Source organism: Bacillus sp. SIMBA_031 (genome assembly GCF_046535225.1).
Taxonomy (GTDB): domain Bacteria; phylum Bacillota; class Bacilli; order Bacillales; family Bacillaceae; genus Bacillus; species Bacillus velezensis.
Genome location: NZ_JAWRXC010000003.1, coordinates 25,204 through 46,053, shown reverse-complemented (window position 1 = coordinate 46,053; position 20,850 = coordinate 25,204). Strand labels below are relative to the sequence as shown.

At 49.5% G+C, this 20,850-nt stretch carries 22 protein-coding genes; 3 read left to right on the top strand and 19 right to left on the bottom strand.

Going from position 1 to position 20,850, the window contains the following annotated elements:
• Genes SB724_RS10115 through SB724_RS10090 form a run of 6 tightly spaced genes read right to left on the bottom strand, consistent with a single transcriptional unit; the run spans position 1 to position 6,110 of the window.
• On the bottom strand, positions 1-741 hold the full coding sequence (locus SB724_RS10115; protein ID WP_410570987.1) for a cytidylyltransferase domain-containing protein: 741 nt from the start codon (positions 739-741) through the stop codon (positions 1-3).
• Positions 734-1,855 (bottom strand): N-acetylneuraminate synthase family protein, encoded by a 1,122-nt coding sequence (locus SB724_RS10110; protein ID WP_032875799.1) that lies wholly within the window; start codon positions 1,853-1,855, stop codon positions 734-736. The genes SB724_RS10115 and SB724_RS10110 overlap by 8 nt, the downstream gene beginning before the upstream one ends.
• The gene (locus tag SB724_RS10105) at positions 1,855-2,718 is read right to left on the bottom strand and encodes a GNAT family N-acetyltransferase (protein ID WP_038460275.1); all 864 of its coding nucleotides are present in this window, start codon (positions 2,716-2,718) and stop codon (positions 1,855-1,857) included. The genes SB724_RS10110 and SB724_RS10105 overlap by 1 nt, the downstream gene beginning before the upstream one ends.
• Positions 2,719-3,888 (bottom strand): DegT/DnrJ/EryC1/StrS family aminotransferase, encoded by a 1,170-nt coding sequence (locus SB724_RS10100; protein ID WP_310527261.1) that lies wholly within the window; start codon positions 3,886-3,888, stop codon positions 2,719-2,721.
• 22 nt (positions 3,889-3,910) lie between these two features.
• Positions 3,911-5,335 carry a capsular polysaccharide export protein, LipB/KpsS family gene (locus SB724_RS10095; RefSeq protein ID WP_410570983.1) on the bottom strand — a complete coding sequence of 475 codons (1,425 nt, stop codon included), beginning with the start codon at positions 5,333-5,335 and terminating at the stop codon, positions 3,911-3,913.
• 4 nt (positions 5,336-5,339) lie between these two features.
• Entirely contained in the window at positions 5,340-6,110 is a 771-nt protein-coding gene (locus SB724_RS10090; protein ID WP_017418665.1) for a glycosyltransferase family 2 protein, read from the bottom strand.
• Between the two features lie 280 nt (positions 6,111-6,390).
• On the opposite strand from SB724_RS10090, the gene gerQ reads away from it, so the two are divergent.
• Positions 6,391-6,936 (top strand): spore coat protein GerQ, encoded by a 546-nt coding sequence (gene gerQ, locus SB724_RS10085; protein WP_410570981.1) that lies wholly within the window; start codon positions 6,391-6,393, stop codon positions 6,934-6,936.
• Positions 6,937-6,982: 46 nt separating this feature from the next.
• Here gerQ and SB724_RS10080 read toward each other — a convergent pair whose 3' ends face one another.
• The 8 genes from SB724_RS10080 to SB724_RS10045 form a co-directional block, all read right to left on the bottom strand.
• Positions 6,983-7,354 (bottom strand): DUF423 domain-containing protein, encoded by a 372-nt coding sequence (locus tag SB724_RS10080; RefSeq protein ID WP_410570979.1) that lies wholly within the window; start codon positions 7,352-7,354, stop codon positions 6,983-6,985.
• A 63-nt stretch (positions 7,355-7,417) separates the two neighbouring features.
• Positions 7,418-8,737 (bottom strand): purine/pyrimidine permease, encoded by a 1,320-nt coding sequence (locus SB724_RS10075; protein WP_021494757.1) that lies wholly within the window; start codon positions 8,735-8,737, stop codon positions 7,418-7,420.
• Positions 8,738-8,755: 18 nt separating this feature from the next.
• Entirely contained in the window at positions 8,756-9,082 is a 327-nt protein-coding gene (locus tag SB724_RS10070) for a YwdI family protein (RefSeq protein WP_410570977.1), read from the bottom strand.
• A 150-nt stretch (positions 9,083-9,232) separates the two neighbouring features.
• Complete coding sequence (locus SB724_RS10065; RefSeq protein ID WP_012118732.1) at positions 9,233-9,916, bottom strand: uracil-DNA glycosylase; 684 nt, start codon at positions 9,914-9,916, stop codon at positions 9,233-9,235.
• Between the two features lie 14 nt (positions 9,917-9,930).
• Positions 9,931-10,737: a glycosyltransferase family 2 protein gene (locus SB724_RS10060; RefSeq protein WP_410570975.1), complete on the bottom strand. Its 807-nt coding sequence runs from the start codon at positions 10,735-10,737 to the stop codon at positions 9,931-9,933.
• 84 nt (positions 10,738-10,821) lie between these two features.
• The gene (locus SB724_RS10055; RefSeq protein ID WP_410570973.1) at positions 10,822-11,349 is read right to left on the bottom strand and encodes a hypothetical protein; all 528 of its coding nucleotides are present in this window, start codon (positions 11,347-11,349) and stop codon (positions 10,822-10,824) included.
• Positions 11,350-11,393: 44 nt separating this feature from the next.
• Positions 11,394-12,029 carry a permease prefix domain 1-containing protein gene (locus SB724_RS10050; protein ID WP_132105616.1) on the bottom strand — a complete coding sequence of 212 codons (636 nt, stop codon included), beginning with the start codon at positions 12,027-12,029 and terminating at the stop codon, positions 11,394-11,396.
• Entirely contained in the window at positions 12,022-12,360 is a 339-nt protein-coding gene (locus tag SB724_RS10045; protein WP_003150960.1) for a PadR family transcriptional regulator, read from the bottom strand. Before SB724_RS10045 ends, SB724_RS10050 begins: the two co-directional genes overlap by 8 nt.
• A gap of 149 nt (positions 12,361-12,509) precedes the next feature.
• On the opposite strand from SB724_RS10045, the gene SB724_RS10040 reads away from it, so the two are divergent.
• Positions 12,510-13,322: a bifunctional hydroxymethylpyrimidine kinase/phosphomethylpyrimidine kinase gene (locus tag SB724_RS10040; protein WP_003150959.1), complete on the top strand. Its 813-nt coding sequence runs from the start codon at positions 12,510-12,512 to the stop codon at positions 13,320-13,322.
• 30 nt (positions 13,323-13,352) lie between these two features.
• Here SB724_RS10040 and SB724_RS10035 read toward each other — a convergent pair whose 3' ends face one another.
• The 5 genes from SB724_RS10035 to SB724_RS10015 form a co-directional block, all read right to left on the bottom strand.
• A complete protein-coding gene (locus tag SB724_RS10035; RefSeq protein ID WP_042635591.1) occupies positions 13,353-13,628 on the bottom strand; it encodes a hypothetical protein in 276 nt (91 codons plus the stop codon).
• Between the two features lie 63 nt (positions 13,629-13,691).
• On the bottom strand, positions 13,692-15,131 hold the full coding sequence (locus SB724_RS10030) for a sucrose-6-phosphate hydrolase (protein WP_410570970.1): 1,440 nt from the start codon (positions 15,129-15,131) through the stop codon (positions 13,692-13,694).
• Positions 15,128-16,510 (bottom strand): sucrose-specific PTS transporter subunit IIBC, encoded by a 1,383-nt coding sequence (locus SB724_RS10025; RefSeq protein ID WP_020958006.1) that lies wholly within the window; start codon positions 16,508-16,510, stop codon positions 15,128-15,130. Before SB724_RS10025 ends, SB724_RS10030 begins: the two co-directional genes overlap by 4 nt.
• A gap of 219 nt (positions 16,511-16,729) precedes the next feature.
• Positions 16,730-17,560, bottom strand: coding sequence for a PRD domain-containing protein (locus tag SB724_RS10020; protein ID WP_012118737.1), 831 nt, complete (start codon positions 17,558-17,560; stop codon positions 16,730-16,732).
• A gap of 23 nt (positions 17,561-17,583) precedes the next feature.
• Positions 17,584-17,898 (bottom strand): hypothetical protein, encoded by a 315-nt coding sequence (locus SB724_RS10015; protein ID WP_265972666.1) that lies wholly within the window; start codon positions 17,896-17,898, stop codon positions 17,584-17,586.
• A 525-nt stretch (positions 17,899-18,423) separates the two neighbouring features.
• On the opposite strand from SB724_RS10015, the gene SB724_RS10010 reads away from it, so the two are divergent.
• The gene (locus SB724_RS10010; protein ID WP_174736959.1) at positions 18,424-20,835 is read left to right on the top strand and encodes a S8 family peptidase; all 2,412 of its coding nucleotides are present in this window, start codon (positions 18,424-18,426) and stop codon (positions 20,833-20,835) included.
• Positions 20,836-20,850 lie beyond the last annotated feature (15 nt).

The following is a 20,850-nucleotide window of genomic DNA, read 5'->3' as shown; positions in this document are numbered from 1 at the left end:
CTAATCAGCCTCTTTTTGCCGGATCATTTGATTAATGGCCCTGAGCTCCGGATCACGATTCAGCAGATGGATCAATTCTTTTGCCGGAATATCAGGACGCGAGCCCGCTTTTACGTACAGCTCGCGGGCCAGCCTGTAGTCCTCTTCGGTATCGACGGTCATCCGCAAGTGAGGAGCCCGGAGTTCCTGCGGGGGCTCAGGAAAGAGAAGCCGGTACTTCTCAGGAGATTCTCTTATTAAAAGCGTGACATGCTCCTGATATTTGTCCGCCAGCGTTTTGTCGGCATTGATCTCCGTTAAAAGGCGCGCGTTTACCGCCTCGCCGCCGATGCCGAGCGGTGTACCGCAGATATACGTGTAGTCTGCGTGCTGATCTAAATGCGATTGAATCAGAAAATCAAGCAGCGAAGGGTCGACAAACGGGTTATCCCCCGTCAGTCTGACTGCGATATCCGGTTTTACTTGTTCGATGACTTGTGCAAACCGGTCAAGCACGCGCTGCTCGCTGCCGCGGTGCACACGGTAGTTCTTGCTGAGGCAGTGCGCAGACAGAATGTCGTCGGTCTTGCTGTCAGACGAGGCGACAATCAGATTATCCCGTGATTGATCATAATACGCGCTTTGCCGAACCCTTTTGACAATCATATCGAGGATCGTATACCCGCCGATCGGTTTCAGCACTTTGCCGGGAAGACGCCCGCTTCCCATCCGCGCCTGAATGATAAACAAAATGTCAGTCATCATATGGGCTGCCTTTCGTCAAAAGGTCATCCCAAGTGATGCCCGTGTCGGCGGGGATATCCCTGACCGCACGCGCGCCGTCAGTTAAAAGCTCAAAATATCTCGGGTGGAGCCCCTGCGGTTTTTGACCGGGACGAAGGACGGCAAGGTTTTCAGCCGTAAAACATTCACCTTTTTGAATCGGCGCTGTTGAAAAAATGCCTCTGTAAGCGAACCTTCTGATATCTCCTTCAATCGGTGTCGTCGTTTTATGGGAGCTTCCCGACAGCACTTCCGGCACCGGAGCGTGATGGCCCTGCCGCAGCTCCGCTTCAACCGAGCGGATCGCCGCAACCATTTCTTTTAATTCATCCGGATTGAGGGCGAAGGAGTGATCAGCACCGGGCAGGTTTTTATCGATCGTAAAATGCTTTTCAATCAGTTTCGCTCCGAGCCTGACCGCCGCGCACGGCACATCATACGGATGGGCGCTGTGATCGGAGAAACCGATCACTGCATCCGGGAATGCGGCGGCAAGCATGGGAATGACGCTCAGATTGCTGTATTCAGGCGGCGCGGGATATTTCGCCACACAATGCATGATCGCAATTTCTGTGTTCCCCTCGCCGGTAATGGTTTGATAAGCCTCCTGAATATCTGAAATATCAGCGCCCGCGGTGGAAAAGATAATCGGTGTCTTCAGTCCTGCGACATATTTCAATAACGGCAGATGGTTCAGCTCGTATGAGGCGATTTTAAAGGCTGAAGGCGAAGTCGCATACAGTAAGTCGGCAGAGCCTTCGTCACAGACCGTGCTTAAAAACAGCACGCCTTTTTTCTTACAATATTCAAGCAGCGGTTCGATCCACTCAGCGGGCATTTCCATTGATTGCACCAAAGAAAATATCGAGACATCTTTTCCCGCAGCGGTTTTGTACAAGCCTGGGTCTTTCTGATACATTTTGTCAGCCTGAAACATTTGGAACTTGACCGCGTCCGCGCCGGCCTCACTGGCCGCATCTATCAATTCAAACGCCTGGCTCAGTTTTCCGTCATGATTAATTCCGGCTTCGGCGATGATGAATACGGGCGAACCTTCGCCGATTGACTTCGTTCCGATTTTGCATGATGCCATCAGTCCGCCTCCTTCCCGGGCCACACATGATAGTAGTAATAGGACGCATCCGCTTTAAATCCCATTCTTTCATACAGGCGGATGGCTCTTACATTGTGGAGCTGCGTTCCCGCTGATACAGTCTTATGCTGAAAGCGCAATGATTGTTCAATCACGTGCGCCGCTAAATGGAATCCCGCTCCTTTCCCTTCAAATCCCGGTTTTACCGCCATCAGATCAAGGACGAATTCATCGCCTTTAGACAGCCCCTGAACAAAGCCCACGGTCTCTCCCTTATATGTGGCGGCGAATTGTAACGAAGCTCTGCCTTCCGCGTTATTCCGCGCCCACTCTTCAAACAGGCGGTTTGCACTTTCATAGCTGAGATGGGGGTCTTGGTAATACCTGCTTTTTGTAAAGGCGTCGCGGGCCAGCCGTCTGATCGCTTCCGTGTCGCCGGGTCCGGCTTCTGTAATCTCAAATGGCGGCGTGCTGTTATATACACGCACCGGGCTGACGAGTTTGAGCAGACTCCCTACAAAATAAGCGTTCGGAAGCTGCTGAACGACCTGCATCGCGCCGATATCTTCAGCCGGTATTTTAATAAATATAAAATCAGTGCCTGCCGCCCGCCTTGCCGCGTAAAATTCCTGAAACAGCCTTTTGAGCTGTCCGGTGCTGTTTGCGGCTGCAAGCTTCACATTGATGATATTTTTTCGGAACAATTGACTTTCCCACGAAGAGTTTTCATATAAAATCGCGCCTTGAAGGCTGTTTTCTTCCAATAAACAGAGCGACGATTCATAGGCTTCCGGCTGGATGCCCTTCTGATGCAGGAAGGCATGAATCATGTCCTGCGCAAGATTTTCCCTCAGTCTGTACACCTAATCAGCCCCTTTGACGATATCCGTAACGGCTGCAATGACGTATTCAACGTCGTCATCTGTCATTGACGGATAAAGAGGGAGTGACACGGTGCGGTGATAATACGCTGCCGCGGCCGGAAAGTCAGTTTCCTTATACCCGTACGTTTTTTGATAATACGGATGGAACGGAACCGGAATAAAATGAACACTTGTGCCGATATTATATTGGTCTTTTAAAGCGGAAATCAGATCGTTCCGGCTGACCCCGGCCTCCCGCTCCTCTATTTGAAGAACATACAGATGCCATGCATGCCGCCCGTCATCACTGACATGCGGGATGGTCAGCCCTTTCATGTGTCTGAAGGCGTCCTGGTAGCGGCTCGCAATGTCGGCTCTTCTTTGCTGCATGCTGTCAATCCGTTTCAGCTGATGGAGCCCAAGCGCTGCCTGAAGATCAAACATATTCATTTTATAGCCGGGCGTTTCGACCTCGTAGTACCAGCTTCCGTTTGAAGAATAGCGGTTCCACGCGCCTTTGCTCATGCCGTGAAGGCTGAGCACCCTGATTTGATCGGCAAGCCCGTCATCGTCCGTCGTCAGCATGCCGCCTTCACCGGTTGCCAGGTTTTTTGTCGCGTAAAAGCTGAATGCCGTCGCATCACCGATTGATCCGATCATTTTCTGTTTATACGTGGTATACACGGCATGTGCGGCATCCTCTAAGACAAACAGCTGATGCTTTTCGGCGATGGCCAGAATCCGATCCATATCACATGACTGGCCGGCGAAATGAACGGGTACAATCGCTTTTGTCCGCGGGGTGACGGCCGCCTCAATTTTTTCAGGGTCCGCATTCAGCGTAAGCGGATCGATGTCAACAAACACCGGAACGGCGCCTGTGTGCACGATTGTATTGGCCGTTGAACTGAACGTCACGGCAGACGTGATGACCTCGTCGCCGGGACCGATCCCTTTCGCTTTCAGGGCCAAAAACAAAGCGGCGGTACATGAGTTCAGCGCGATCGCGTGCTTTGCCCCCGTCCAGGCAGCAAAGGCTTTTTCAAACGCCTCTACTTTCGGTCCCTTTGAAAGCCAGCCCGATTCAAGCGTATCAATAACCTCCTGAATTTCGTCCTTCCCGATCATGGGCAATGAATAGGGAAGAAAAGCTGATCTTTTTTGCACCATTTTCTTTGCGCTCCTATCTTTTTTATGAAGGGTCAACCCGTCTGAAGCTGACTCCGGTTTTTTCCTGAAGCACTTGGCATAAAGCGGCAAGCGAATCCTGAACCGGGTAGTTCGCGGCGACAAAAGCACGGCGCGCCTGTTCCGCTTTTTTATATTCTGCGGGGCTTTCGCATATCCGGATTAATTCCTGAGCGAGTGCCTGCGGGTCCTCAAAGACAAATTCTCCAAGTGAGTGATAATAAGGGTATCTGCGGGTTCCCGCTGATTTTCCGATCAGCACGGGCTTTTGAAACAGCATCGCTTCAAGACCGACCGTTGATGTCTGAGTCACCGCAGCGTCAACATACGGGAGAATGTCATACAGCTCCATCTCTTTTTTGATGATTTTTCCTGCTTTATATTTCCGCAGCACCTGATTGTAAGCATCCAGCTTGTTTTTGCCGATTTCCCACGGATGCGGTTTAATAATGAGCTGCATGTTCTTTTGGCCGGCAAGCTCTTCAAGCACTCCCGTATAAAATTCATCAGAAAACGGCTGCGTGGCGATCAGCACCGTCCGCTGTGACGGGAGAAAAGAAAGTTTGCGGTAAAACGTGTCCTGATTAATCGGTTCTCTTGAGAAAATCTCGTCGAAACGGGGATGCCCCGTGATGATGATTTGTTCATCCCTGCAGCCTTTTGCTTTATACCACTCCGCTTCATAAGCCCCGAATACAGCCTGATAGTCCGTAAATACGGGCAGAAACGCTTCATCTCCCATGAGCGCTCCGTGCTGGAGACAGATGCTGACGGCGTTTTTTTTCGCTGACATCAGCGCCAGCACACGGCTGTAAATATCCTCTGTCGTGCCGACTACAACGGCGGAAATCTTCTCGGCCGTAAACAAAATATCAACGGCATCAATCGCTTCAATAAATAATGGAATGTCTTTATACAAACGTTCCTGAAATTCTCTGTTTCCGAAAGCGGGATGGCTGTGAAGCTCTTTCAAAATGGAATGGGCTTTTTCAATATAAGGGACGGGGTTCCCTTTTTGCCCCATTCCCGTCAGCTCCAATTTGCAGATAACGGGCAGCCCGTAATGGTCAGGCAGACTCCATCTGGCCAGTACCGCTGTTTTTGCCGGATCAAACTGCCGGTAGTTTCCCTCGGTGAACCGAAGATGATCGAAATGCAGAATGACTTTTCCGTTTACCGGTTTCTCATCTGTTTTCTTAATGTTTTGCCTTTTTTGATCATAATATGGCTGTATACCGGCTTCAGGAATATGCTGATTCGCCGGACCGAAAAGCTCTGGGTTCTGCTCCATGCTCTCCCGAAGCGCCGGACTGATATATTGATAAAAATTACTGATCAATGCGAGCGGGATGTCTTTGTAGCGAAGTGACTGAAAAAGGTCAATATACTGCCGGTACAGCACCCAATAATTCGCTAAGTATGCCGACAAGCCCTCACCCCTTTCCAAGCTTTTTTAATGATTCCCTCAGCTCCCGGCACGTGGTCTGCTGCGGAAGACTGTTCACAAACTCGTTTTTCTCCGCCGCGAAAAGCTGATAATGGATGGATTGATCGGTAATATAATTGATATCAAGCTCCTCAGAAATCGGGTAAAACGGATAAAAATGATTCACTCTCCAGAAGAAACGGGCGTCACCGATCCGGTAAAACGCGGGGCTTTCATCCCAATAGGAACCGAATGCCGATTTGACCTGTTCCAGCACGGAAAACCGGTGCATGACCGAACAATGGTCAATGGCGCACGGCGCGTTCCACACGATCCGTTCGGCGGGCCTGGCCGTCTCCTTCACCGTCTCTTTCCGCTGATTCAGATGATAGGTTTTGGAACTTGAATACACGACGGCTTTTTCCGGGTCTTCATCAAGCTCTTTCACCATTTTCTCAAGCCGTTCCGGCACATACGTGTTGTCGTCGGTCGCATACGTCACGTACTCGCCCTCCGCCATTTCTATTGCCTGATTAATCAAGGCGGCGTAGCGTGTTTTTTCCGTTCTTTCTTTGACGCCCGATACATCGCTTTGATAAAACCGGACGCGGTCATCCGTGAGAAAAGGACGTATTTTCACCAATGTCGCTTCATTTGAGTTGTCATCCATAATGAACAGCTCAAAGTCCGTAAACGTCTGAGACAGAATACTTTTAATAGAGCGGGCCACATAGTCACTTTTGTTATAGCTCGTCATGATCACTGACACTTTAGGCAACTCGTCACCCCCTTTTCGCACCTGAAACTACCGCTATCATATGTTCCTTATGCGGAAGATGCGATAGGAATACAGACTATTATGTGAAAAGTCAGCATTGCGCGCACAAAAAAAGCCGGCTCTGATGTCCGGACTTATTGGAGCGTATTTTCTTTTTCCGCATAAATCTTTCTTTGGGCTCATATGGTGGAATAGATAAAAACAGCAGCTGCTCTGTCGGCTGTCTGATACTTTTCAGGAGGTTTCAGCATCAAGAGGTTTTCATCAAAGGAGGAACAATATGAAACCGAAAAAGAATCAATATCAGCAAATGCAAGGGATGGGGATGGGAATGGATATGCAAGGATACCAACCGCAGCTCGGGCCTAATCCTTATCCGCAGCCACAGGGCCAAGGATCACAAATGATGCCGATGCAGCAGCAAATGACAATGCCGATGCAGCAAGGTCAGCAGAGCTTCGGCGGGGGGTTCCCCGGTCAGCCGCAGCAGCAGGGCGGCGGCAGCTTTCAGATTCCGTCAGGTTCATCATCGTCACAAAACGTTCCCGGCATGCTGCCGATTGAAGAGTCATACATTGAAAATATTCTGCGGTTGAATCGAGGCAAAACGGCGACGATTTATATGACATTTGAAAACAGCAAAGAATGGAATTCAAAGATTTTCCGCGGTGTGATTCAGGCGGCGGGACGTGACCATATCATCATCAGCGATCCGAAAACGGGCACCCGCTATCTGCTTTTGACCATTTACCTTGATTACATCACGTTTGATGAGGAAATCGCTTATACTTATCCGTACTCCATGTCTTCTTATTCGCCGAGATAAATCAAAAAGCCAATCGCTCACTTGACAGAGGATTGGCTTTTTTTCTTTATAAATATTTGACGGCCGCGACGATAATCATAATCCAAGAGATGATAAACGCCACGCCGCCGAGCGGTGTAATCGCGCCGAGAATGGAAATCTGCGTCACGCTCAATACGTACAGGCTTCCTGAAAACAGCACGATGCCCGCAAACATCAGCCAGCCCGCAACAGAAATACTGCCTGCGCCAGAAAGCTTTTCGGCCAAAAACGCGACAGCCAGAAGACCGAGCGCGTGATACATATGATATTGCACGCCTGTGTGCCACACCTGCAAATATTTATCGGGGATTTTCCCTTCAAGCCCATGCGCGCCGAAAGCGCCCAGCGCCACGGCCAATAAAGCGTTAATCGCACCAAGAATAATAAACACTTTCATCTATTTTTCTCCCGCCTTTTCGTTAAAGTTTCCAATTCAATCATAACCCAACATCGGCAAAATTCAACGTCCGCCGTCCGATGACACGAGATTGTCGGATTTTTTCTTTTTGATAAGCTGGATTCGGTCAATCGCTATCGCCAGCAGCGTCCCGAGCACAAGGCCGTTGCTTAAGAGCGAAATCAGGATCGGATGCATCCCTGATAACGCGCTCTCCGGCACAAACATGACGCCGACCCCCGTCAGGAGCGCCAGACCGATAATGGAGCGGATTCGTTTTTGCTCCGCTTTCTCATAAGAGTCAAACTCTGTAAAGGCAAGACCCGCCATCGTGGAGAAAACGACGAAGTTTACCGCAAATCCGACCGGTGAGGGCAGACTCGCAAACGCATTCATAAATAGCGGGATCATACTGATGATCATGACAAATACACTTCCCAAAAGAAACGGCTTTTTCGAAGGAAGCTTCGTCGTCTCAATAAAACCGGCCGCCCCTGAAATCGGCACAGGCGCAATACCCCCTGACAGTCCGCTCAAAAGGTGGCTGATCGAAGCCGCAAACCCTGCCGGACGCTCACGCCGCTTCCCGACGGTGCCGCCGAATTTTTTCACCGCCGCTTCTACAACCCGGATGCTCGCGAGCATGTTGACAATCAAAAGCACGGTAATGAAGAGTGACGTAATGATCAGGCCGCTGTCAAACACGGGTTTTCCAAACGGAAAAAGAGCCGGCAGCTGAATCACGCGGTCCGGTATTTGAATCGGTTTGGCAGCGCCGAAGACGGCGAATAAGATCCATCCGCCGGCAAGCGAAAGGAGAATCGCATACTGTCTTAAGAACGTAACATTCGATCGGGACATGATGAACATCGCCGCCGTCACAACCATGGCGAGCCCGAATACAAGGCCGTCGACGCTGTTTTTTAAATAGCCGATGCCCAAAAGGCCTTTCACAATCGGCTGACTCAGCTGCATGACCAACAGCAGCAGATACACACCGGTCACAACCGGCGTAAACAGCACGGCCAGCCGTTCAATCACTTTAAAAAGGCTGAACAAAAAGAAAAAGACAGCGCTTAATAACAGCGCCCCCTGCAGCGCCCGCAGCGTCTCGCCGAATGTCGCAAACACCGTGCCAGTCAGTCCGCCGTAAATCGTGTATACGCCCCACCATAAGCCTGCCGGGCTTTCATTAATCGGCAGACGATGTCCCTGGAGACATTGGATGACCGCGGCGACGCCAAGCACAAAAAATGTGCTCTGAATCAATGCGGCAGAATCGGCATGGTTCAAGTGAAATGATTGTGCGATGGCGACAGGAACTACAATCGCAGCCGCAATCATAAATGCCGTCCATTGCAAACCCCCGAGTATCAGTTTCAAGTCAATCAACCTCTCCTGTTAAAAATCGAAAATGGAATCCCCGTTTCCGTCTTCCTCACGTTCGTCTTTCGCTTTTTTCTGATATTGGTTCAGCCCGGCGCTGCCCATCATTTTTTCAAGCAGCAGCGGGTCTGTCGAAGGAGACGCGGAAGGTTTCGGCGCCGCTTTCGGAATCGGATTCTGCACAGGCGCCGGAGCGGTGTGCGTCTGAGTGCCGAGCACGACATCACACAGAGAGCGGATGGCGGCCGCGTGCATTTTGACCTCCTCGGTGTGGGGCGCCGTTTTCGCCTGCCTCAGTTCTTCTTCCATCTTCTGAATCAAAGCAGAGATATGTATGTTCATGAGTAAATCCTCCAGCAGTAATTTGTCTTCTTCCTGCATTTTATCAAATTTCTGAGCGAATCGCAGAATTGAGTTTGTTATTTTTTCTGACGGCATATCGCCCTGAACGTCAAAAAAGATGCTTCCGCCGGGCGGAAGCGCCTCAAAAGTTTATTGCGGCAGGTCGGGGATGCACCAATCGATCGGCTGCTCACCCATTTTTTCAAGGGCGGCGTTTGTACGGGAAAACGGTCTGCTCCCGAAAAAGCCATTCCTTGCCGAAAACGGGCTCGGATGAGTCGATTCAATAATAATGTGTTTCGATGTGTCAATGCGCTCTTTTTTCATCTGCGCGTGACGCCCCCACAGGATAAAGACAATCGGCTTCTCTCTTTCATTCACCACATCAATGATGCGGTCAGTGAGCCGCTCCCATCCCTTGCCTTTGTGGGAATTGGCCTGACCGCGGCGAACCGTAAGCACTGTGTTTAACAAAAGCACTCCCTGCTTCGCCCAGCTGACGAGCGATCCGTGGTTCGGTACGGAGCAGCCGATATCGTCCTGAAGCTCTATGAAAATATTTTTCAAAGACGGCGGCTGTCTGACCCCGGGCTGAACGGAAAAACTAAGCCCGTGCGCCTGTCCTGGCCCGTGATACGGGTCCTGTCCGAGAATGACCGCTTTTACATCCTCATAGGGCGTATAATGCAAGGCGTTAAAAATATCATGGCTGTCAGGATAAATCGTTTGGCTGCTGTATTCTTGTTTCAGCATTTCTCTCAGCTCTTGATAATACGGTTTGTCAAATTCATCTTTCAGCTGATTCCACCAGCTGTCTTTTAAAAGCTGTTTCAAACTGTCCGTCCCCCTTATGAACTGTGCAGTCTTGAATGGACGGGCTTTCCGTCCCACACAATGTCAGTCGGCGCCTCCCGCCTCTTCATGTCCGGCTCTTCAAGAAGAACCGCGAAGTTTTTCGTCGGGAGCTCCCCAAGCCCGTGCTTTTCGCTTAACCGGTCTAAGTACCGCTTCCGTTTGCCGCCGAGATCCGCGGACTGATTGCCGCCTCCCTCAAAAAACGCATATATGACGCTCGCGCAAGGAACACGCTTCACATGGTGCTGTTTTGCGGCGCGCAAATAAAAGTCCCAGTCCCAATAATTATGGACATCCGGATCAAAATACCCTAACGTGTCATGCAGAGAACGCCTGTACATGCTTCCTGACGGAACGTACGTGGAAAATACCCGCATATCCGCATAATCCGCCGTATAGGCGAACGGCTTCCGTGACACCGGGTATCTCGTGCCGCCCCGTTCTTCAAATGACACAATTTCCGCGTCAGAATGGACAAAATCCGCATCAGCAAGTGCAGCCGCCATTCTTTCCAAATGGCCCGGCGTAATGAAATCATCATCATCGCACAGCATGATACAATCACCCGACGCTTTTTTCACACCTGCGTTCCGCGCTTCCACATGTCCGGTATTCTGTTCTAAATCAATAATCTGAATCGGCAGATCGCTGTACAGCTTCTTCGCCTCCTCGACTGATTCCCCGGCATCATTTACAATGATCACTTCATAAGGCTTTATGGTCTGCATGGAAATCGACTCCAGCAGCTCACACAAAGCCGGAATCCGGTTATACGTGACTATGACAATTGATATATTCATGACCCGCTCCTTCTGCTTTTTCTCATGTTCTATTAAAACATAAAGCGGCGGAGAGATCAGGGGGGATTTTTGATTTCGGCCCATTCAGAAACAAATCCAGGTCATGCCCGCCAGCAAAACGAGAATGATCAGAAGGTCTCCCCAAACAGTGCATACCGCCTTGGCATTAAGTCTGCCCGCCTCCATGGCGTTCCAAAGTTTTGATTGATAAACAGGCACCAACACCATCGCATAGCATGTGCACAAACAGACAAAAGCCGGCGGGACAAGCGCACATCCATCCTCATCCCAATCATGAATCAGTTCCGGTATACTCACCCCGCTGTCAATGTACAAGTATAATATACCCGCCAGCGGAATGAGCGAACTGATCTGCAGCTCGAAAAGTTTCACCTTCCACTCACGCGCAAACGAAACAGCCCAAAGCCACCCCAGCGCATAAAATAAGAGAAGGAACAAAATCCCGAAAACAGCAAAAAAAGCATCTTGCAGCGTGTTCATTACCATAATAAAAAGACTCACAACAGGCAATACGAGAAGCAAGCTGAAAACGGTAAATAAGGTAACGGCTATTTGGGCGCACGCGCCGTATATCCACGAACCCAGTCTCATTTCATCACTCCTATATAGAATTTCTATGTAAATAGTGAAAAAAATCAGGCAAGCCTCTGCCTGCCTGCGTAAAAACCCAATTTTCCGCAAAACGGAAAACAGACCGTCACAACGGCGCATACTGCCGCAAAACTCGGTGTGACCGCCGAAGGAAACAGCCCAGCCGGAACCAGATTGAACAAAAAGACAAACATAAAACATAGATTCGGCACCATTGAAGCCCATACCGTCCGCTCAGCAAGCTTTTTGCCGCCAGCCCCGAACTCTTTGCCAGCTTGATAGCCGATTTGGAACCAATACAGCACATAACCGATCATAATCAGCCATACTGACACGGAAATCCCTTTCCACAGCGCGTCAACAGCGGGATGAATCCTCCACGCGTGCATCATCGTAATCATCGCCCCCATCACAAAAAGACCGCAGTTGCAGAACAGATAAAAGAGCATAAAAGTCCGCGCGGGCACCGCCGAAGCTTTTTGAAAAGCAGAGATAATCTCAGACGGAGTCCCCACTTCCCGCAGAATAAGCGCCATCGCTTCGCTTTCGGTTTTGCCTTTTTCCAGATGATCACAAATGGCATGATGAATATGGCTTTCGATTTCCTTTAATAATTCACGACTTCCGGCCTTGCCTTCCAGCCCTTTTCTGATTTCCTGCACATAAAGGTCCTTATCCATTCTGCCCGCCCCGCTTCAGCATCCGGTCCATCAAAGCAGAGAACAGATTCCATTCCTTCGTCCGTTCGGCTAGAATGTTTTTTCCTTCATCGGTGATCCGGTAATATTTTCGGTCCGGCCCTTTGGTCTGCTTTTCCCAGTAAGAAGAAATATAGCTTTGGCGTTCAAGCTTATGAAGCGATGGGTACAGCGTGCCTTCCTTCATTTGCAGTTCATTCCCGCTTCTTTTCTCCATTTCTTTCACAAGTTCATACCCGTACATGGGCCGTTCATTCAGCAGCGTCAGCACCAGAATGACCGTGCTTCCCTTTACAAGCTCCCTGTTGAGCATTTATTTCCTCACCCTTACCTAGTAATCTTATGTAGGTATTGTACGCACATCCCCCGCGGCTGTCAAATCATTCCTCCAAGCCTTCCGTATTGTGATCGGGAGAAAATCTAACTATAATGAGATATAAAACACTGATGGAGGCCATTGATATGTCAATGCACAAAGCACTTACTATTGCCGGTTCTGATTCCAGCGGCGGCGCGGGAATTCAGGCCGATTTAAAAACATTTCAAGAAAAAAACGTATACGGAATGACGGCTTTGACCGTGATCGTAGCGATGGACCCGGAGAACAGCTGGGATCATCAAGTATTTCCGATCGATGCCGATACGATTCGCGCACAGCTGGCGACGATTGTTGACGGAATCGGCGTAGACGCCATGAAAACGGGAATGCTCCCTACCGTGGAGATCATAGAGCTTGCGGCGAAAACGATTAAAGAAAAACAGCTGAAGAATGTCGTTATCGATCCTGTCATGGTCTGCAAAGGAGCGAACGAAGTGCTGTATCCGGAGCATGCCGAAGCGCTTCGCACCCAATTGGCGCCTCTGGCAACCGTCATCACGCCAAACCTGTTTGAAGCAAGCCAGCTGAGCGGTATGGATGAATTAAAAACAGTGGAAGACATGAAAGAAGCGGCCAAGAAAATTCACGAACTCGGCGCGAAATATGTATTGATTACAGGCGGAGGCAAATTGAAACATGAAAAAGCGATCGACGTGCTGTATGACGGAGAAACCGCGGAAGTATTAGAAAGCGAAATGATTGATACACCTTACACGCACGGAGCCGGATGCACATTCTCCGCCGCCGTGACGGCAGAACTGGCCAAAGGCGCTGAAGTGAAGGAAGCCATCTATGCGGCAAAAGAATTTATCACCGCGGCAATCAAAGAATCCTTCCCGCTGAACCAATACATCGGACCGACTAAACATTCGGCGATGCGTCTTAGCGGAAAATAAAATAAATATCCCCCTCATGATCGAGGGGGATTATTTCATTTTTTTCGCGGATGACCGCAAAAACATCTCAATAGACTGCACAAACAGCGCATATTCCTTCATCTGTTCATATGTATGCATTAGCCGATCACTCCATTCATTGTGCGGCTCAGCTCTCTTGAGCATGCGATTCAGCTGAAGCAATACTTCTTTATATTCTTCCCGCTTATCTTCCACTTGCTCTGCGGCTTTGACAAGTAAACATTTCGGCGTCATCTTCTGATTTTTCAAAACTGAGAAAACAACTCCTTTTATTCCTGGAATCATAGGCTTTCGTTTGAAGAATAGCACAGATGGCATAGGTTTCACATAAGAAAAAAGAACGATTTTCTACAAAAGTGTCCAAATTGAGCCATTTATTTCCGTTTTCCCTACCGAAGTGACGGTTACGTCATCATTTCCCGGGAAAGGAAAATATCTGGCGCTGAATACCTCTTCTCCATCATTTAAAAACAATTCGATGGAGGATGCATCCAGAAACAGCTGCACGGAATGCACCTCGCCGATGGCGCAGCTTCTCGTTTCTTTTTCTTCTCCGCTGAAAGCAGTGCGCTCCAGCACAGCCAGCCCCTCTTCCTGATGAAATATAAACCGGGCTGCGCCCCGAATTGAGATTTCAAAACCGGATTCGCAAGTGATGTCTTCCAGCAGCACTTCAGCCCGGGACGCATCTTTCACCGGGAGGCTTACAGACGAGCAATTCAATTGAAGACGGCGCTTTTGTTCATCCTTGCGGCGTGATTTCATTTCCGGGAGCGGACGCTGTATGATTCTGCCGTTGGACAGTGACAGCTGTCTCGGCATCGTTAAGCAGTGAATCCAGTGATACGCATGTGTCGGATGTTTGCCCTCATGCTGATCCGGAACGCCCATCCACGCGAACAGAATTCTCCGTCCCTTATCATCTTCCAGCGTCTGCGCCGCATAAAAATCAAATCCTCTGTCAAGCTCCGTAAATTCACCGTGCTTAAACTCTGGCCGCTCTGTATGCAGCCTGCCGAGGAAATAGCCCGCCTGGTGGCTGTTATGATATTTTATCCCGTCGGCTTCAAGCCCCTGCGGACATACGAGCAGCACGTCGGTTCCGTCAAGGGAAAACAGGTCGGGACATTCCCACATATAGCCGAATGACCCGAGACCGCCGGAGTCCGCCCCCGCAATCGCACCGAGAAACGTCCAATCCGTCAAGTTCTCTGATGTGAACAATACAGCGCTTCCGGTGAGCTTTTCTGTCTGCGCGCCGAGCACCATGTAATACGCTCCGTCTTTCTTCCAAACCTTCGGATCACGGAAATGAGCGGTATAGCCTTCCGGGAGACGCGCGACGACTCCTTTTTTTTCAAATACGATCCCGTCTTCGGATACGGCGAGGCATTGATACGTTTCCCGATTGCCTTCTTCGTCACGGACATTGCCTGTGTACATCAGGCAGAGCCGCCCGTCTTTTTCGATGGCGCTTCCGGAATAACAGCCGTTTTTGTCATACCACTCACCCGGCGCAAGCGCGATTTCTTCCTCTTTCCACTCAACGAAATCCTTCGTCGTCACATGCGCCCAAAATTTCGCGCCATGCCCCGTATGAAATGGCTGCCATTGAAAAAACAAGTGATATACGCCGTTCCATTGGATCACGCCGTTCGGATCATTTAAAAGCCCGACCGGCGCCATAATATGATAGTTCTGGCGGTATGGATCTGACGCGGCTGTTTCTCCCCGCTTCTTTTTCGCTTCCTCAGCCTGCAGGCGCAGCTCTTGATCCGGTGTCCTCATTTGACGGCCTCCTTTTCTTTAGCTCCCATAATGTAAGCGGCAATAAACGCCGAGACAGAGGCGATGCCCATTCCGATCAGATAGTTTATAAGATTTCCTAAACCGAGCGGAGCCGTGATGGCAATCATCGGAATTCCGGTCAGACCGTAGGCATTGGCGGCGACGCCGGTCACCACGACATAGGCTCCTCCCAGCGCTCCGCCGATCATTCCCGCGATAAACGGCTTACGGTACCTTAGGTTCACACCGAAAATGACTGGTTCGGTTACGCCGAGAAAAGCGGAGAATGCGGCTGGCAGAGCGATTTCTTTCATTTTCGCTTTTTTCGTCAGGAAAAATACAGCCAGTCCCGCCGCGCCCTGAGCGACATTCGCCATCGACCAGATAGGAAGGATATAGTTTCTGCCCAAATCAGCGATGAGGCCGGCCTCAATCGCATGAAAGCTGTGATGCACACCGGTAAGCACAATAAGCGGATAAAGACCGCCGAAAAGCAGTCCGGCAACAATTCCCGCATGATCATACACATATGTCAGCGAGACGGTAATGCCTGATCCGATCGCCCTGCCAAGCGGACCGATTGCGATAAAGGTAATAAATCCTGTGACAATCACCGTGACAAACGGCGTGACCAATAAATCGAATGCGTGAGGCACGATTTTTCTCGTGCCCTTTTCCACTTTGCTCATAATGTAAACGGCTAACAGTACGGGGATGACCGTCCCTTGGTAGCCGAGCAGCGCAATGTCGAAGCCGAAGAGCTGCATAAAATCAGGCGATGCATCCGCAAGCCCCCACGGATTCAAAAGCGCCGGATGGATCATAATTCCCCCGAGCACGGCACCGAGATAGGCATTACCGCCAAATTCCTTCGCCGCGCTGAACCCGATGAATACGGGCAGGAAGATAAACGCCGCGCTTGAAAACATGTCTAAAAGCTTAAACAGCGATGATTGTTCAGACACCCAGTGAAAAGCCTTCATCATGCCGAGCAGCCCCATTAAAAGTCCGCTTGCCACGATAGCCGGAATGATGGGAACGAATATGTTAGACAGTGTCTTCGCAAATCTTGCGGCCGGATTCAGCTTTTTTTTCGCTGCGTCCTGATGTGTCTCACGATCCTCCCGCCCCAAATCGGCTTCTTTTGAAAAAGCGTCATACACTTTATTCACGAGGCCGGTGCCGAATATAATCTGATATTGCCCCGAGCTGCTGAAAGCCCCTTTTACGCCTTCTATTTCTTCAATGCCGGCCTGGCTGATCTTCTGTTCATCTTGAATGACGAGCCTGAGCCGCGTCGCGCAATGTGTCGCGCTGATGACGTTTGATTCCCCTCCGATATGTTTGATAAGCTGTTTTGCCGTTTCTTGATAATTCATTATGTATCCCCCTTTCTAAAATCAAAAAAGACCTAAAATTCGCCAACGAAAAAGGTCAGCATGATCCCTTTTTCATGTACGCAAATTTTAGGTCTTGCCTGCATTACCAGTCACAATCCCGCCGGATTCAGTTTTTTTAATGCGCTTTCATTCTATTTCATGACAGCGCTTTCGTCAATATGTTTTCAAAAAAAAAGTCTGTTTCTCGAAACAGACGCGTTATTCCGGGTTTTTTTGCAGACGCTGGACATGCAGCGTAATATAGCCGGCCTCGGATTCCGGCAGTTCCAAATCATATTCATTTTTTAAAAACGCCGCCAGTTCAAGCGCACACCGATAAGCAAACGGATACTTTTTTTGGATGAAATAAAGCATCTCCTCGTCCATGGAATGGAGTGCTTCATTTGAGTCCAACCGGCTGACCGCATACCGCAAGTGCGTGACGAGGCGCTGATAGGAAATACTGTCTTCATCCACCTTCTGTTCGAAAAAGGATTCGATCTTTTCGATCATTTCTTTGATCATGGTTGTATGCTTCATCGCCGAATACATGCTTTTGGCATCCGCCTTGGCAGTGTGGATATGAAGCGCGATATACCCCGCCTCATCATCAGGCAATGATATACCGAGGGTTTGTTTCACGTGTTCAACCGCCCAGCGGCCGATCTCATATTCTTTTTTATAAAGCGCCTTAATTTCATGAAGCAATCGGTTATGCACCTGAAGGCCGTTTTGAATCCTTTCGATCGCAAAGGATAAATGGTCCGCCAGCGCAATGTGGATGTGATCGCTCAAAGGTGCCGCAAGCTCTCCCTCCGCATGACTGATGATATCTTCAGCCGCCTCTATATGCTCTTCGGGAAGCGTTTCTAACACTTGTTTGAACTTTTCATTTTCGTCGTGCACGACAAATATTTTTTCAATTTTATGTTTTTGAATCACATCATTTTTTCTCTTTTGAAAAGCGATTCCGGGACCCATTACGATCTTTTCCCGTCCGTCTTCTTTTATTAACGCCGCATTGTTATTTAATACTTTGTCTATTCTCAAGAGGTTCGCTCCCGTTCTTATGTTTAGTGGGATTGTACCCTCTTTTTCATATGATGTAAAGGTGTCGGACCCGCGCGCTCCCGTTTCGGCAATTCTTTGCGGGCAGGCATCCATCGGTTTTTATCCAGCCTGCCGCGGGCCGATTTCGTTTCATCGGTCAAATCCGCCGATCGGACACGGCTCACAAACGAAAAAGCCCCAGCCGTCCGCTTCGCTTTCTTATGATAAGCCGCTTGGTTTCCGTACACGGCGGCTAATGGATATCTTCCGTTACCCGGCGCCATCCAGTTCATCAGAAAGACCATCCACACCCGTAAAGATACTAGCAAACGTTTCATTGCAAATCATCCCTCCGCTTCTTTTTGACAGACAGCTTGTTCGCAGGCCTGTTTTTCTCTCCGCTTTAACGGAAAAGGCGGCCGATCCTTCTCCGCTAAAAACTAGCGGGTCTAGCAACCCTATGACTCTATGATAGACGCGGCCGGGCGAATTGTTTGTCACAATATGAGTGAAAAAACAAACTAGTTTTCAGAAGTTTTGTTGAAAGCTGATGGAAATGACCTGAAAAATGGAAAAGCCGATAAAAAAAGTTATACACACTTTATCCCTTGGTTAAGCACAGCTTAAACACAGGGTATATCCACATATCCACAAACTTGATCTATATTTTGTATAGGAACATTCGTTCCCAACAATATATATACACAAATTTATTCAGTTATGCACAGGATTCTGTGTATAACTCCCTCCTTATTCACAGACCAATTTCCATAAATGAGTCATATGTCACAAGGATTATTTTGAATTTTCAAGAAATATATACTAGATTTCTAATTTAGATAAAGAAAAAGGGGGAAACACGATTGAAAAAAGGAATCATCCGTTATCTGCTTCCGGCTTTTGTCTTATCCTTTACCTTATCCACAAGTTCACAGGCTGCGCCGGCTTCAAAACCGCAAACTCCGGATCTTGAGAAGGCTGAGGTGTTCGGTGACATTGATATGACCACCGGCAAACAAACGACAGTCATCGTGGAGCTGAAGGAAAAGTCACTGGCGGAAGCAAAGGAACTCGGCAAAGCACAGACAAAAAGCAAGCTGAAAAGCGAACGCGCAAAAGTGAAAAAGAAAGCGCTCAAAACCGTTAAACACGGAAAAATCAACAGAGAATACGAGCAAGTGTTTTCCGGCTTCTCCATGAAACTCCCGGCAAATGAAATCCCCAAACTGCTGAGTGATCAGGATGTCAAAGCGGTTTATCCGAATGTTACCTATCATACCGATCAGCTCAAAGATAAAGACATCACCCTATCTAAGGATGCCGTGTCTCCGCAGATGGATGACAGCGCGCCTTATATAGGGGCAAATGACGCGTGGAAGCTCGGCTATACGGGTAAAGGCGTCAAGGTTGCCATTATTGACACCGGTGTCGAATATAAACACCCTGACTTAAAGAAAAATTTCGGACAATATAAAGGATACGATTTTGTGGATAACGACTACGATCCTGAAGAAACGCCGTCCGGTGATCCGAGAGGCGCGTCGACTGACCACGGAACCCATGTCGCGGGCACGGTAGCGGCAAACGGGACGATTAAAGGCGTCGCGCCGGATGCTACACTCCTTGCCTACCGTGTGCTCGGTCCGGGCGGAAGCGGAACAACGGAGAACGTCATCGCCGGCATCGAACGCGCGGTACAGGACGGAGCGGATGTCATGAACCTTTCTCTCGGCAATTCTGTGAATAACCCAGACTGGGCGACAAGCACGGCGCTTGACTGGGCGATGTCAGAAGGCGTCACGGCCGTTACATCAAACGGAAACAGCGGGCCGAACAATTGGACCGTCGGCTCTCCGGGAACGTCCAGAGAAGCCATCTCCGTCGGAGCGACCCAGCTGCCGCTGAACGAGTACGCCGTCTCCTTCGGTTCCTATTCCTCAGCGAAAGTAATGGGCTACAACAAAGAAGATGACATAAAAGCACTGAATAAAAAAGAAACAGAGCTCATAGAGGCGGGTATCGGCGAGCAAAAGGATTTTGAAGGCAAAGATCTGAAAGGAAAAGTCGCGGTCGTCAAACGGGGCAGCATCGCCTTTGTGGATAAAGCCGACAACGCCAAAAAAGCGGGCGCGATCGGTATGGTTGTGTATAACAATGCCCCGGGAGAAATTGAAGCCAACGTACCGGGCATGTCCGTGCCGACGATTAAGCTTTCATCAGAAGACGGCGAAAAACTCGTCAGCCAATTAAAAGCGGGCGGCACAAAAGCGACTTTCAATTTATCCGTGGCTAAATCGCTCACTGAACAAATGGCAGACTTTTCGTCACGCGGTCCGGTTATGGACACGTGGATGATTAAACCTGACGTCTCCGCTCCCGGCGTAAATATCGTCAGTACTATTCCGACCCATGATCCGGCCGACCCGTACGGCTACGGATCGAAGCAGGGAACGAGCATGGCTTCCCCGCATGTAGCCGGCGCAGCTGCCGTCATCAAGCAGGCCAAACCGAAATGGAGCCCGGAGCAAATAAAAGCCGCTCTCATGAACACGGCCGAAACCTTAACGGACGCGGACGGTGACGTATACCCGCATAATGCGCAAGGCGCCGGAAGCATCAGAATCATGAAAGCGATCAAAGCAGACTCCCTTGTCGCCCCGGGAAGTTATTCTTACGGAACGTTTATGAAAGACAAAGGCAATGAAACGAAAAAAGAAACCTTTACGATTGAAAACCAATCGTCCATCAGAAAATCATATCAGCTCGAGTACTCTTTCAACGGCACGGGCATTACCGTTTCGGGCACAGACCGGGTCGTGATCCCCGCTCATCAAACCGGAAAGGTCAATGCGAAAGTAAAGGTCAATGCCAAAAAAGTAAAGGCAGGCACCTATGAGGGAACCGTCACAGTGCGAGAAGGCGGAAAAACAGTCGCAAAAGTGCCGACGCTGCTGATTGTAAAAGAGCCGGACTATCCGCGCGTGACGTCAATCGACGTGCAGGACGGCACAACGCAGGGAACCTACCAAATTGAAACCTATCTTCCGGCGGGAGCCGAAGAGCTTGCCTTCCTTGTATATGACAGCAATCTTGACTTTGTCGGCCAAGCCGGCATCTACAAAAAGCAGGATAAAGGCTATCAATATTTCGACTGGAACGGCAAAGTCAATGGTGACACCGCACTGCCGGCAGGAGAATATTATATGCTGGCCTATGCCGCGAACAAAGGGAAATCAAGCCAGGTGCTGACTGAAAAACCTTTTATCATTGAATAACCGAACAACCCTGCT

Bases quoted from the DNA above. Each gene is read 5' to 3' on its own strand.
- SB724_RS10040 (WP_003150959.1), top strand. From the start codon at position 12,510: ATGTCAATGCACAAAGCACTTACTATTGCCGGTTCTGATTCCAGCGGC.
- SB724_RS10055 (WP_410570973.1), bottom strand. From the start codon at position 11,349: ATGAGACTGGGTTCGTGGATATACGGCGCGTGCGCCCAAATAGCCGTT.
- SB724_RS10025 (WP_020958006.1), bottom strand. From the start codon at position 16,510: ATGAATTATCAAGAAACGGCAAAACAGCTTATCAAACATATCGGAGGG.
- SB724_RS10060 (WP_410570975.1), bottom strand. From the start codon at position 10,737: ATGAATATATCAATTGTCATAGTCACGTATAACCGGATTCCGGCTTTG.
- SB724_RS10035 (WP_042635591.1), bottom strand. From the start codon at position 13,628: ATGATTCCAGGAATAAAAGGAGTTGTTTTCTCAGTTTTGAAAAATCAG.
- SB724_RS10050 (WP_132105616.1), bottom strand. From the start codon at position 12,029: ATGGATAAGGACCTTTATGTGCAGGAAATCAGAAAAGGGCTGGAAGGC.
- SB724_RS10100 (WP_310527261.1), bottom strand. From the start codon at position 3,888: ATGGTGCAAAAAAGATCAGCTTTTCTTCCCTATTCATTGCCCATGATC.
- SB724_RS10080 (WP_410570979.1), bottom strand. From the start codon at position 7,354: ATGAAAGTGTTTATTATTCTTGGTGCGATTAACGCTTTATTGGCCGTG.
- SB724_RS10015 (WP_265972666.1), bottom strand. From the start codon at position 17,898: ATGAAACGTTTGCTAGTATCTTTACGGGTGTGGATGGTCTTTCTGATG.
- SB724_RS10070 (WP_410570977.1), bottom strand. From the start codon at position 9,082: ATGAACATACATATCTCTGCTTTGATTCAGAAGATGGAAGAAGAACTG.
- SB724_RS10030 (WP_410570970.1), bottom strand. From the start codon at position 15,131: ATGAGGACACCGGATCAAGAGCTGCGCCTGCAGGCTGAGGAAGCGAAA.
- SB724_RS10110 (WP_032875799.1), bottom strand. From the start codon at position 1,855: ATGGCATCATGCAAAATCGGAACGAAGTCAATCGGCGAAGGTTCGCCC.
- SB724_RS10045 (WP_003150960.1), bottom strand. From the start codon at position 12,360: ATGCTCAACAGGGAGCTTGTAAAGGGAAGCACGGTCATTCTGGTGCTG.
- gerQ (WP_410570981.1), top strand. From the start codon at position 6,391: ATGAAACCGAAAAAGAATCAATATCAGCAAATGCAAGGGATGGGGATG.
- SB724_RS10115 (WP_410570987.1), bottom strand. From the start codon at position 741: ATGACTGACATTTTGTTTATCATTCAGGCGCGGATGGGAAGCGGGCGT.